The following is a 13,185-nucleotide window of genomic DNA, read 5'->3' on the forward strand; positions in this document are numbered from 1 at the left end:
ATCATTCGGTAGGCATATTGCTATACCTACCGAAGTTAAATTAAAACATTGCTTTACCATAATCGACCGGAGATAAACCGAAGTATTTCACAACAGTTTGGCCGATATCAGCGAAGGTTTCACGATGACCTAATGAACCAGGTTTAACTTTAGGACCATAAACCAGAACAGGAATGTGCTCACGAGTATGATCAGAACCTGGCCAAGTTGGGTCACAACCGTGGTCTGCTGTTAAGATAAGAATGTCATCTTCTTTTACCAGTTCCATTAGTTCTGGTAAGCGACGGTCGAATAATTCCAGTGCTTCACCATAACCGACAACATCACGACGGTGGCCGTAAGAGGAGTCGAAGTCAACAAAGTTGGTGAAAACGATTGTGTTATCGCCCGCGAGTTTCATTTCTTCAAGTGTTGCATCAAACAGTGCATCAATACCTGTTGCTTTCACTTTTTTAGTGATACCTACGTTTGCGTAGATATCAGCAATTTTACCGATAGAAACAACATGACCTTGTTTTTCATCAACCAGTTTTTTCAACATAGTTGGTGCTGGTGGCTCTACGGCTAAATCATGACGGTTACCTGTACGGGCGAAGTTACCTGGTTTATCACCAATAAATGGACGCGCAATAACACGACCAATGTTGTAATCACCTTTGTTTAATTCATCACGAGCAATTTCACACAGCTCATATAATTCGTCTAAACCGTAAGTTTCTTCATGACATGCAATTTGGAATACAGAGTCAGCAGAAGTATAGAAAATCGGTTTACCGGTTTTCATGTGTTCTTCGCCAAGCTCATCCAAAATAACTGTACCAGATGCGTGACAGTTGCCTAAGTACCCAGGTAATTTTGCACGTTTAACGATATTTTCTAGCAGTTCTTGTGGGAATGAGTTTTTCAACTCTTTAAAGTATCCCCAATCGAAAAGCACAGGAACACCCGCGATTTCCCAGTGGCCTGACGGAGTATCTTTACCAGAAGAGATTTCACTCGCGTAGCCATAAGCACCGATGATATCTGCGTTTTTATCTAAACCAATAGGGAATTTACCTGTTGATTCTTCAGCGGCTTTACCTAAACCTAAACGGCAAAGATTTGGCAAATGAAGTGGGCCTTTACGACCTTCTTTATCTGCTTTACCGTCAGCAAACGCTTGTGCGATATGCCCTAAAGTATCTGAACCTTGGTCACCGAATTTTTCTGCATCACCAGCAGCACCGATACCGAAGGAATCTAATACCATGATATGTACACGTTTCATAATTCTCTCTCCTGTGTCATTCTCCGTAGACCACGGATATGTCACTTATAAATCGTAATTGAGTTCTTATTCGCTGATTTGACGGTACACCATTGGTGAGGCTTCACGTTTGCTATCACCAATTACCATCGCTTTACGGACTTCAGCCGCAGCTTCTTGCCATGATTTTTCACTGTTAGCATGGATCATCGCTAACGGTGTGTCTGTATTGATTTCAGCACCAAGCGCTACGATGTCGCTTAATCCCACACTATAATCAATTGCATCAGTGGCTTTACGACGACCACCACCTAATGTCACAACAGACATACCTAATGCACGCGTATCCATTTCTGTGATAAACCCAGCTTTCTCAGCAAATACAGGTTTACTTAATACCGCAGTTGGCAGGTATTTATTGTAGTTTTCAACAAAATCAGATGGGCCTTTCTGTGCTGCAACCATACGACCAAAGACTTCTGCCGCTTTACCGTTATCCAACACATCTTGCAGTTTTTGACGAGCCTGTTGACGATCATCCGCTAAACGGCCTGATACTAACATTTCAACACACAGCGCCATAGTGACTTCAAATAGGCGAGGATTACGGTATTCACCAGTTAAGAATTGAACGGCTTCACGAACTTCGACAGCATTACCTGCGCTAGAAGCTAGAACTTCATTCATATCCGTTAACAGTGCCGTAGTTTGACAGCCTGCGCCATTTGCTACTTGAACAATAGACTCAGCCAGCTCTTCAGATTTCTGATAAGTCGGCATAAAGGCACCCGATCCCACTTTAACGTCCATCACTAATGCATCTAAGCCTTCGGCTAATTTTTTACCTAGAATAGAGGCTGTGATAAGAGGGATTGAATCAACTGTAGCAGTAATATCACGGGTAGCATAAAAGCGTTTATCAGCAGGTGCTAATGAATTAGTCTGTCCGATAATAGCAACACCCACGTTACGAATAATATCGCGGAATTTCTCATCATCAGGGAAGATATCGAAACCAGGAATAGCTTCGAGTTTATCTAATGTTCCACCTGTATGACCTAATCCACGACCTGAAATCATAGGAACATAACCGCCACACGCGGCAACCATTGGCCCTAACATCAGTGAAGTGACATCACCCACACCACCTGTTGAGTGTTTATCAACAATTGGACCGTTTAAATTTAGGCTTTTCCAGTTCAGTACTGTACCGGAATCACGCATAGCTAATGTCAGAGCAACACGCTCAGGCATCGTCATATCGTGGAAATAAATAGTCATTGCTAATGCAGCAATTTGACCTTCAGAAACAGTATTATCTCTGACACCGTTAATGAAAAAACGAATTTCTTCCTCTGTTAAAGGATGACCATCACGTTTTTTACGAATAATCTCTTGGGCAAGAAACACTGCAACCTCCTGGCTTTATAGCATTGATAACGCCCACAATAAAACGTGGGCGTATTACACGAATGGATTAGTAACCACTAGACGATTTTTGCTCGCCATGACCCAAAGTGGCTAGTAAATTACCTAACAAGCTTGATGCGCCAAAACGGAAGTGACGGGCATCAACCCAGTTGTCACCCATAATGCGGTTAGCTAATGCTAGATATTGAGCAGCTTCTTCAGCGGTACGAACACCACCTGCAGGTTTAAAACCAACTTCTTTGCCAACACCCATATCGTGGATCACTTGGATCATTAACTCAGCGCTTTCCAGTGTTGCATTTACAGGTACTTTACCTGTGGAAGTTTTAATAAAGTCAGCACCCGCTTTGATTGAAATTTCAGAGGCTTTACGGATAAGAGCAGGATCTTTCAGCTCACCCGTTTCAATGATGACTTTCAATAAAGAACCTGCTTCTGCGCAAGCTTCTTTACATGCTTTAACGATATCAAAACCGATTTGCTCGTTACCTGCCATTAATGCACGGTAAGGGAAAACTACGTCAACCTCATCTGCGCCATAAGCTAATGCCGCATTGGTTTCAGCTAATGCGATATCTAAATCATCATTACCATGAGGGAAGTTAGTTACGGTTGCGATACGGACTTCTGGTGTACCCTGTTCGCGTAACACTTTACGTGCTAACGGAATAAAGCGTGGGTAGATACAAATAGCGGCTGTATTGCCTTCTGGGCTTTTAGCCTGATGACATAACGCAGTCACTTTTGCATCAGTGTCATCATCATTTAATGTAGTTAAATCCATCAAAGACAGCGCAAGGCGCGCTGCAGCGGTTAAATCTGTCATAAAACTCTCCAACGATGTTTCTTAAGCCCTTTTGGGCATACGCTTAAGGTTAGCGATTAAATTTGTTGGCGAGCGGACTTGGTTCCTTGAAGATGTTGTTGTAACTAGTGCTACAACGACAGCTGAGCTCCCTCTCACCGCGCTATGCTCACTTCGGCGACCCGTCATTGAGCCTTCGCCATTCCATGAAGTTTCAGCACATCTTATTTGAACACGCTAAGGAACAATTAGATGTGCTTTACGTCACACTAATCAAATGTAACTTGCAAGCAATGACATAAAAATGTGACAAATATCACAATTAGGTCATTTTCTGGTTTAATGTTACTTGAATACCGTTTTTAAGTCGTCTTTATAACGCAAGAAAAGTGTAATACACATTAAATGACAACCTTTGTGACCATATTCAATACAATCTGCGAAATATCTCACACAATAAAAGTAGTTAACATTACAACAGAAAACAAACATAAAAGAGCAGATAGGTAAAATACCCATCTGCTCTTTACAATTAAATCAATTAAGCGGCAACAACTGCCATTGCCGTTAATGCAAAGAAGAATCCTGCAATTGTTGCACTCATTAAGTTAGAGAGTGTACCAGCTAGCACAGCTTTCATTCCTAAACGAGCCACATCTTTACGACGGTTTGGCGCCATTCCACCTAAACCACCTAGCAGTACAGCAACAGAAGATAGGTTAGCAAAACCACATAATGCAAAGGAGATAATAACCTTCGTTTGAGCAGATAACACTACTAATCCAGAACCTGCAACTAATGCATCCTCTTTTAGATATTTACTAAATTCAGAGTAAGCATAGAACTCATTGATAACAATTTTTTGTCCAATAAATGAGCCGGCAATGGTTGCCTCACTCCAAGGTACACCAATCAAGAAGGCAATTGGTGCAAATACCCAACCTAGCACCAGTTCTAATGAGAAATTCTCATAGCCAAACCAGCCACCAATGCCACCAAGAATACCATTGACTAATGCAATCAAGGCAACGAAAGCAAGCAACATGGCACCTACGTTTAGGGCAAGCTGTAGACCTGAAGATGCACCCGCAGCCGCGGCATCGATAATATTGGCTGGTTTTTCGTCATCTGCCATTTTATCAAGCGCGTCTTTTTGATCGTCTGGCGTTTCTGTTTCAGGGATCAACAATTTAGCAAAGAGTAAACCACCTGGAGCCGCCATAAAGGATGCGGTGATCAAATACTCTAACGGCACACCCATGCTGGCATACCCAGCAAGCACTGAACCCGCAACAGAAGCTAAACCACCACACATAACCGCAAAGAGTTCAGAGGTTGTCATTCTTGCAATATAAGGGCGAACAACAAGTGGGGCTTCTGTTTGTCCAACGAAAATATTTGCAGTGGCAGACATAGATTCTGTTCGTGATGTGCCAAGTACTTTTTGTAAGCCACCACCGAGAATTTTAATGACAATTTGCATAATGCCAAGGTAATACAGCACTGCAATGAGTGAAGAGAAGAACACGATAACAGGCAGTACGCGTAGGGCGAATACGAAACCGCCACCACCAAACAACTCGAACATTTTATCTGATACTAGGCCTGCAAATAGGAAGCTCATCCCGTTATTGCCGTAATCAATTACATTCTTGACGCCATCAGAAACCGCAAGAAGTACCTCGCGACCACCGTCGGAATAAAGAACAAATGCACCTAAGCCAATCTGAATAAGGAATGCGCCACCAACTGTACGTAGTCTAATTGCACGTCGATTGCTGGAAAACAGAATGGCTATCAAAATTAATGTTGCCATTCCGACCAAGCTCATAATGAGTTGCATTGAAGGATCCCTGTTCATATAAAAATTTAATGGATTATCAATAACGCTCTAGTCAGAGCTTATTGACTCTTTTTGCCGGATGATTATACCTAGTCTAAGAAAATAACCCTCAACATCCATCACAAATAGAATCTGAAAAAAGTAACAAAAAGGTCACAAATGAGAAGCAGATCACATAAAAAGAGAGGAAAACGCATTTATTGAATAGGTTGAATAAAGGGAAAACATCATATGATTAACAATCCTTGTATTCAATCTTAGACAATAAAGTTAAATAAACACCTTATTCATATAAATAAGATTAAATTAAAATGAATTTTTAATCGTAGGATGAATCAATTCAACAACTAGGCATTATCTGTTAACCGAAATAATTGTAGGCTATTAAGATAGAGTTGCTGTGCAATTACCTCAGAGGGTTCTTGACGTAGCTCACAGAGTTGGGAAAAAACATATTGAATACGCTCAGGCCGATTAGGCTCACCTTGGAAACCACTCACTGGCATATCAGGAGCATCTGTTTCTAGTAATAGCGATTCGAGTGGCAATGAAGCAATTGCTCGGCGTGTCTTTTGTGCTCGTTCATAAGTAATCGTACCACCAACACCAATAAAATAACCTTGCTGAATAAATTTTTCAGCTTGTTGCTGGCTTCCTGCAAAACCGTGTACAACCCCTTTACGCGGAACATCATAACGACGTAACAGCGCACTTAACTTATCGTGAGTTTTACGTGAGTGTAAAATAACGGGTAAATCAAACTTAGTCGCTAATTTAAGTTGTGCAATTAAAAAGCGTTCCTGCTTTTCTGGTTGCGGGTTATCCATATAGTCATCAAGCCCTATTTCTCCGATAGCAACACAACGAGGATCTATTTTTAGTTTCTGTTCTAATTCAATGAGATGCTGCTCTGTATGCTCTTCAATATATAAAGGATGTAATCCTAATGCGCTATATAATTGAGGATATTCATTTGATAACTCAGTCACCACATCAAAATTCCAACGAGCAACTGCAGGAATAATAATTTTTTTAACTTGCGCTTGATGCGCTAAAGATAAGCTATTCGCAATATCATTATAAAAAACAGGAAAATCAAAATGACAGTGAGTATCAATAAATTTATTCATTCTTAAACCTGCCTTACATCAGGATGCACGCTTCTTGTTCCTTGTTGAATAATAGAAGCATCCTCCGCTTTATCCGCCTTTGCTTCTTGCTCAAATAGGCTAAAGATTTTTTTATCATGTTGTTTGAATTTTTTCTTAGAAAAATGCTGACCTATTGTCGCTAAAAAATAGCGTCCACAACGCCTACCTACATGATAATCATGATTTAATGCATTTAAACGACTACCTAATGCACTTGATTGTAACGTCGTTGGTGGATAGATTTCGATAACCACAACATCTTCTGGAGGCGATTGAATAAATTTAAGTGTTTCGGTATAGGTTTCAATATGAACTTGAGCCATCGCCATAAAACGTTGTAAACGGCTATTTTCGAACCATTTACCCATACGATCGACCCACTCAGTGGTATATTGATATTCAGAAGGCACCGTACGCACAACAACAATAGTACGACAACCCCGCCGATAAGCTTCCCTGACAGGAATAGCATCACTTATTCCGCCATCATGATAGACAACATCATGGAATAAAACACCATTACGATAAAAAGCAGGAATTGCACTAGATGCTTTGATGATATCAAGCCAAGTTGGCTCATCTGGTTGAAAATAATTTGCTTGGAAATTATCAGAACGACTGGCTACCATATAAAATTCACGGCCAGTATCAAAACGCCGTAATGCTGTTGGCATATCAAGAGGCATTTCTTTTGCTGTCGTTTCTATATACCAATCTAAATCTAATAAATTACCGCCACGGACAAATCGGATAGGATTAAAAAATTGGTTATTAGTTGTATAACGATTAATAATTTTACGCGCATAGCCACGCTGACCACAGGCAAAAGCGGATAAATTTTGTGCGCCCGCAGACACCCCAAGCAAAATATCGAAGGGATCAAATTGTGAACGCATAAATTCATCAAGAACACCTGCGGTAAAGATCCCACGTTGACCTCCACCTTCACAGACTAAAGCGACTTTACCTTGTGGTAGAGATGATTGAAATTCGAGTGCTGTAATATTATTTAATGTGACAGGTATATACTTCCCCATAATGTCTCCTTTATACAACTTAACAAAGGATACCCGCACATTTTTTCGGCGTCATTATTTTTACGTATTCATACAAATAAAAAACAACGTATCTTAATTTAAGATCGAATATTTACTGAAGAATCAACACTTTTTACGCCTTCTACTTTTTCAATAATTTGTATAATTTGCGCTTCTTGCTCTTTATTCTTAACAAAGCCGGTCACAAATACATGACCAAATTCTGTACGAATAGAAAGCGATTCACTATCAATGCTTTCGATCGGCAATAATGTGTCTTTAATTTTTGTAGAAATCGCTGTATCGCTGATAGCGTAACCTGTGTTATTCGTTCCACTATTAATTTCGCTATACCATGATGTTTCAGCTGATGCTCCCATACTGACAAAAGCAAGCCCCATGGACATAAATAATGCTAATTTAAACGTTTTATATTGTTTCATTGCTCTCCCCTTAATCACAATAACTGAGTTAGGAAATGTGTGTGTTTTAATATCTTTATTTTTATGAAGTACTACAAAAAATTAACAAGTTAAGTTATTACACTAATAAGCTATTAGTATTAAATAAAGCAAAAAATAGCAAATAAAGACTAATCCTAATAATTTTATTCTAATAATAACCAATAAAACTATAAAAAATTTTACATAAATTTATAAATAAGTGTAAAAACAGATATCATGTTAACAGAAATAAAAAAGAGTAATTCCGAATGTAGAGGGGCTTTTTGGTAGGATATTAGGGATATGCAGAGTAGATTTAACAAAGAAAAACGAAGAAAAAAAAGGCCATATTAAAAAATATAGCCTTTTCATCAGATTACAGACTCTAAATAATTCGAGTTACAACTGTAAGTATGCCAATACCATTACTCTAAATAATTCAAGTTACAACTGTAAGTATGCCAATACCATTACTCTAAATAATTCAAGTTGCAACTAGGCGACAAGTAAATGAGTCGCTAGGAACATACACAAGTATGTGACTAATGCGAATGAACGTAGTCAACAACGCTACACCTTGAAGTATGACTGCATTCTTACTCTAAATAATTCAAGATGTAGCTAGGCGACAAGTAAATGAGTCGCTAGGAACATACACAAGTATGTGACTAATGCGAATGAACGTAGTCAACAACGCTACACCTTGAAGTATGACGAGTAAGACGAGAATTAGTGTTCACGAGTCTGATGAAACTCAACATCAGGATAACGTTCACGCGTTAAATTCAAGTTCACCATCGTTGGTGCGATATACGTTAAGTTATCACCACCATCTAGTGCCAAGTTTTGTTCATTTTTACGTTTAAATTCTTCGAGTTTCTTCTCGTTATCACACTCAACCCAGCGTGCCGTTGAAACGTTAACGGATTCATAAATCGCTTCAACGTTATATTCACTCTTAAGTCTTGCAACAACCACATCAAACTGAAGCACACCGACCGCACCAACGATTAAATCGTTATTAGCCAATGGTCTAAAGACTTGTACCGCACCTTCTTCTGATAACTGTACCAATCCTTTAAGTAACTGTTTCTGTTTTAACGGATCACGTAAACGAATACGGCGGAATAACTCTGGCGCAAAGTTAGGAATACCCGTGAATTTCAGAATTTCACCTTGCGTAAAAGTATCACCAATCTGAATGGTACCATGGTTATGAAGACCAATAATATCGCCAGGGTAAGCATGTTCAACGTGAGAACGATCGCCAGCCATAAAGGTTAATGCATCTGAAATCACCACATCTTTTTTGATTCGGACTTGATGTAATTTCATACCTTTATCATACATACCGGATACAACACGTAAAAATGCTACACGGTCGCGGTGCTTAGGGTCCATATTTGCTTGGATTTTAAAAACAAAGCCAGTGAACGTTTCTTCATTAGCTGTAACTTGGCGCATATCTGTTTGGCGAGGCATTGGTGCTGGCGCCCATTTTACAAGGCCATCAAGCATGTGGTTAACACCAAAGTTACCTAATGCTGTACCAAAGAACACAGGTGTTAATTCACCTGCTAAAAAGGCTTCATGATCAAATTCATGAGATGCGCCTAATACTAACTCTAACTCGTCACGTAATTGGCTTGCTAAATCATCACCTATCGCTTCATCAAGCTCTGGGTTATCTAATCCTTTGATGACACGAGAATCTTGGATAGTGTGGCCTTGGCCTGTTTGATAAAGATAAGTTTCATCTTTCAGAATGTGATAAACCCCTTTAAAAAGTTTTCCACAACCGATAGGCCAAGTAACAGGACTGCAAGCAATTTTTAGCTCAGTTTCAACTTCGTCCATGACTTCCATTGGGTCACGAATATCACGGTCGAGTTTATTCATAAAAGTCAGAATTGGAGTGTCACGTAAACGCGTTACTTCCATTAACTTACGTGTACGATCTTCAACCCCTTTAGAAGAGTCAATCACCATTAAACAGCAGTCAACAGCCGTTAAAGTACGATAGGTATCTTCAGAGAAGTCTTCATGCCCTGGGGTATCGAGTAAGTTAACTAGACAATCAGCATAAGGGAATTGCATAACTGAGGTTGTAATAGAAATACCACGTTGTTTTTCCATTTCCATCCAGTCAGATTTTGCATGCTGATTTGAACCACGTCCTTTTACGGTTCCTGCACGTTGAATCGCTTGTCCGAATAACAACACTTTTTCAGTGATAGTTGTTTTACCCGCATCGGGGTGAGAAATAATGGCAAAAGTTCTACGACGAGCAACTTCTTGCTGAAAAATAGGATTAGACATCAATGGTGATCTTCTGGTTGATAGGCGAGTGAATGTAAGGCACTGATATATTTATATAACTAATAATTAAAGTGACTATAAAGACATTCAACCCGCAAGTTAATCTTAATTGGCGCTTATTTTCGCCTATCTTGTCTGTATAAACAATCAATGGTTACTATTTTATCTGCTTGAGGGAGTGATGCCTAGTGTTTGAAAAAATTAATCATATCTATTGCTTTATAGAGCAACGTTGTTTCATTGATACTCCCAAGACAACTATTTTACTAAGAATTTTATAAACAGCCTTTATGAGCTACTAATAAAGCCAAGAATTAGCCTATTTATTTTAGGTTAAAAGCGGGATTGAATATAATATTTAAAATAAATGTACATTTATTTAAATTTTAATTCTGTATATTTAGAGACTAATCACTTTATTTAAAACAAAACCAAATACTCGATTTACTTATTTTATATATCGTTCACTATTTTAACACCGTTATAATCACATTAACCTCACAATGAAAGCATGACAAAAGTGAAATTAACTTGATAAATTTCCATTAAGTAAAAATAAAGATAAATTTTAAATAAAATCAATAAAAAATAAATTAAAATCACTCCGTATAAAATAAAAAAACGCCCCAAAAAAGGCGCTTTAAATTTAACTTAAATAAAGATTTAATTAGAAAGAAATAGGATAAGCCATGATAATCGCATCTTCATTTCCCGTTTTTGTTGGGTAATAGTTTTTGCGTTTTGAAACAAAATTAAATCCTATAGATTCATAGAGATTGAACGCTTTTTCATTAGATTCTCGTACCTCTAACCACAAGGTCGTGATATTTTTTTTCTCAAGTGTTTCAATCAGTTCCAATAAAAGTGCCTTACCGTAACCTTTTCCCTGATAATCAGGATGGATTGCGATATTAAAAAGTGTTGCCTCATCTAATATTAATTGCGTAATTGCAAAACCTACAATAATATTATCAATGCAAATTTTCAGATTAAAATAATGACTTCCTTGGTTACTATAAAATGTTTCTTCACTCCAAGGGAATGAATGACTTAATTTTTCTATTTGCCATGCTAAAGGTAAATCAGCAGAGTTTAAGGGTGAAATGGTCTTCATATTGATAGATTTGTTTCCAAAGATCGCGTTTTGCATCGGCATCAAAATATAATTGATGCAATGAAGGGCTTCTCAAAGAAGTATATTCCGAGGGAAGAATGAGATCAGTGCCTAATAACCAGCAGGGAAGATCAAATGATTCTGTGAGCATGCTCACATCGTCTGTTGTAATACAATAGATTTCGTTTTTATCTATCCCCATGGCGCTAAAAATATCAGAGAAAAGCCCGTTATTTAGATCAACGGTATCATCAGTAATGATAAGTAAACGTGTTGTATCCGGAAATTGAACAGAATGCTCGCCTTTTAACACTGCGGGCTTACGAAGTACCCACTGACGAATTCCTAGTTGGGATAACATTCTGTCTTTACGGCTCATTATGCTTACCTATCAAGTGTAGAACAACGGTACATAGTATCAGAGGGCATAAACTACGCCAATAAATAGCGTCGGTTTCTTTATATCTGATATCATGCGTCTCATGTTTTTTAAGGAGTAATAATCATAATGTCCTCACTGTCCCCTGCTAGCGAAGTTATTCTTCGTCACCTAGATCATTTCGCAGACAGGCATGTACTTATTGCAGGTGATCTTCAAGATACTTTTGCAGCACAGATCCAGGCGAAAAGTGTCAGAGCATATACAAACCAATATCACCAATGGTTACCATTACTAAAATCAATGGGTGATAATGCACTCTTCGGTTTAGTTGCAGATCAATCCTTTGTAAAATATTGCAATACCTTGATCTATTTTTGGCCTAAAAATAAAAACGAAGCCACTTTCCAACTGCGTAGCCTTTGCTCTAACTTACAAGTGGGTACTGAAATCTTTATCGTTGGTGAAAACCGTAGCGGTGTTAAAAGTGCAACTGAATTAATGAACGGTATCGCTAAACTTAAAAAAATAGATTCAGCACGCCGTTGTAGCTTATTTTTTGGTACACAAACATATCAAACACTGTTTGACCGTAATAACTGGTGGCAAACTTATCGCCATAACGATTTAACCGTAATGGCATTACCGGGTGTCTTTAGCCAAAATGCATTAGATGAAGGTAGCCGTTTATTACTTTCAACTTTTGATGATGCAATGGTTGGTGATTTACTAGATATGGCATGTGGTTGTGGTGTTCTTGCTACTGTATTAGGCAAGAAAAACCCAATGCTGAAACTCACTTTGTGTGATGTAAATGCAGCTGCAATTTCTTCCAGTATTGCGACATTAAATGTGAATGAATTAGAAGGCCGAGTGATTGCGAGTAATGTCTATTCTGCCGTTGAAGAAACTTATGATTGGATAATCTCAAATCCGCCTTTCCATGATGGTTTAGGTACAAGCTATACTGCGGCTGAAGATATTATTCGCCTTGCACCTAATTACCTAAAAAAAGGGGGGAAATTACGCATTGTAGCGAATTCATTTATCCCTTATCCAGACATTCTGGATCATGTATTTGGCTCTCATGAAGTGCTTGCATCAACAGGTAAATTTAAAGTTTACCAAGCCACCAAGAAAGATTAATCACAGGCCCTGTTATCTAAAACAGGGCTTTATTTTTGGGCTGGTTTTAAGTGATAATTCAAGGTGTTTTATTTTTCATCACTAAGATAATTTAATGATAAAAAATAATTGACGCCAAAAATAAAAGGCCTAAAATTCGCCTCCTATCTACAAAGATAATGTTTAGATTGCGAGGGTGGCGGAATTGGTAGACGCGCTAGCTTCAGGTGTTAGTGTCCTTACGGACGTGGGGGTTCAAGTCCCCCTTTTCGCACCAAACACACTTTTGTAG

The 13,185-nt window shown here is 38.6% G+C and carries 11 protein-coding genes and 1 tRNA gene; 2 read left to right on the plus strand and 10 right to left on the minus strand.

All coding sequences use genetic code 11. The features are described 5' to 3' along the window. Nucleotides 1-40: 40 nt before the first annotated feature. From deoB to DK866_RS18230, 10 genes are all read right to left on the minus strand, one after another. Nucleotides 41-1,267, minus strand: a complete 1,227-nt coding sequence (deoB, locus tag DK866_RS18185) for a phosphopentomutase (protein ID WP_072069000.1) — start codon at nt 1,265-1,267, stop codon at nt 41-43. A gap of 66 nt (nt 1,268-1,333) precedes the next feature. Next, on the minus strand, nt 1,334-2,656 hold the full coding sequence (deoA, locus tag DK866_RS18190) for a thymidine phosphorylase (RefSeq protein WP_006536108.1): 1,323 nt from the start codon (nt 2,654-2,656) through the stop codon (nt 1,334-1,336). Nucleotides 2,657-2,723: 67 nt separating this feature from the next. Beyond that, entirely contained in the window at nt 2,724-3,503 is a 780-nt protein-coding gene (deoC, locus tag DK866_RS18195) for a deoxyribose-phosphate aldolase (RefSeq protein ID WP_072069002.1), read from the minus strand. A 520-nt stretch (nt 3,504-4,023) separates the two neighbouring features. Next, nucleotides 4,024-5,325 carry a NupC/NupG family nucleoside CNT transporter gene (locus tag DK866_RS18200; RefSeq protein WP_109410046.1) on the minus strand — a complete coding sequence of 434 codons (1,302 nt, stop codon included), beginning with the start codon at nt 5,323-5,325 and terminating at the stop codon, nt 4,024-4,026. Between the two features lie 347 nt (nt 5,326-5,672). Next, nucleotides 5,673-6,455, minus strand: coding sequence for a TatD family hydrolase (locus tag DK866_RS18205; protein WP_109410047.1), 783 nt, complete (start codon nt 6,453-6,455; stop codon nt 5,673-5,675). Between the two features lie 2 nt (nt 6,456-6,457). After that, entirely contained in the window at nt 6,458-7,513 is a 1,056-nt protein-coding gene (locus DK866_RS18210; protein ID WP_109410048.1) for a patatin-like phospholipase family protein, read from the minus strand. Between the two features lie 98 nt (nt 7,514-7,611). After that, nucleotides 7,612-7,956 (minus strand): BON domain-containing protein, encoded by a 345-nt coding sequence (locus tag DK866_RS18215; RefSeq protein ID WP_109410049.1) that lies wholly within the window; start codon nt 7,954-7,956, stop codon nt 7,612-7,614. Between the two features lie 729 nt (nt 7,957-8,685). Beyond that, the gene (prfC, locus tag DK866_RS18220) at nt 8,686-10,275 is read right to left on the minus strand and encodes a peptide chain release factor 3 (RefSeq protein ID WP_072069007.1); all 1,590 of its coding nucleotides are present in this window, start codon (nt 10,273-10,275) and stop codon (nt 8,686-8,688) included. Nucleotides 10,276-10,942: 667 nt separating this feature from the next. Continuing rightward, complete coding sequence (rimI, locus tag DK866_RS18225; protein ID WP_109410050.1) at nt 10,943-11,389, minus strand: ribosomal protein S18-alanine N-acetyltransferase; 447 nt, start codon at nt 11,387-11,389, stop codon at nt 10,943-10,945. After that, entirely contained in the window at nt 11,358-11,768 is a 411-nt protein-coding gene (locus tag DK866_RS18230; RefSeq protein WP_109410051.1) for a DNA polymerase III subunit psi, read from the minus strand. The genes rimI and DK866_RS18230 overlap by 32 nt, the downstream gene beginning before the upstream one ends. A gap of 129 nt (nt 11,769-11,897) precedes the next feature. Here DK866_RS18230 and rsmC point away from each other — a divergent pair, with 129 nt between their 5' ends. Next, nucleotides 11,898-12,914: a 16S rRNA (guanine(1207)-N(2))-methyltransferase RsmC gene (gene rsmC, locus DK866_RS18235; protein WP_072069010.1), complete on the plus strand. Its 1,017-nt coding sequence runs from the start codon at nt 11,898-11,900 to the stop codon at nt 12,912-12,914. A gap of 169 nt (nt 12,915-13,083) precedes the next feature. After that, a tRNA-Leu gene (locus DK866_RS18240) sits at nt 13,084-13,170 on the plus strand. Nucleotides 13,171-13,185 lie beyond the last annotated feature (15 nt).

Source organism: Proteus genomosp. 4 str. ATCC 51469, from assembly GCF_003144375.1.
Taxonomy (GTDB): domain Bacteria; phylum Pseudomonadota; class Gammaproteobacteria; order Enterobacterales; family Enterobacteriaceae; genus Proteus.

Coding starts and splice junctions, on each gene's coding strand:
- deoB (WP_072069000.1), bottom strand. CDS start 1,267: ATGAAACGTGTACATATCATGGTATTAGATTCCTTCGGTATCGGTGCT.
- deoC (WP_072069002.1), bottom strand. CDS start 3,503: ATGACAGATTTAACCGCTGCAGCGCGCCTTGCGCTGTCTTTGATGGAT.
- DK866_RS18200 (WP_109410046.1), bottom strand. CDS start 5,325: ATGCAACTCATTATGAGCTTGGTCGGAATGGCAACATTAATTTTGATA.
- DK866_RS18205 (WP_109410047.1), bottom strand. CDS start 6,455: ATGAATAAATTTATTGATACTCACTGTCATTTTGATTTTCCTGTTTTT.
- DK866_RS18210 (WP_109410048.1), bottom strand. CDS start 7,513: ATGGGGAAGTATATACCTGTCACATTAAATAATATTACAGCACTCGAA.
- DK866_RS18215 (WP_109410049.1), bottom strand. CDS start 7,956: ATGAAACAATATAAAACGTTTAAATTAGCATTATTTATGTCCATGGGG.
- prfC (WP_072069007.1), bottom strand. CDS start 10,275: ATGTCTAATCCTATTTTTCAGCAAGAAGTTGCTCGTCGTAGAACTTTT.
- rimI (WP_109410050.1), bottom strand. CDS start 11,389: ATGAAGACCATTTCACCCTTAAACTCTGCTGATTTACCTTTAGCATGG.
- DK866_RS18230 (WP_109410051.1), bottom strand. CDS start 11,768: ATGAGCCGTAAAGACAGAATGTTATCCCAACTAGGAATTCGTCAGTGG.
- rsmC (WP_072069010.1), top strand. CDS start 11,898: ATGTCCTCACTGTCCCCTGCTAGCGAAGTTATTCTTCGTCACCTAGAT.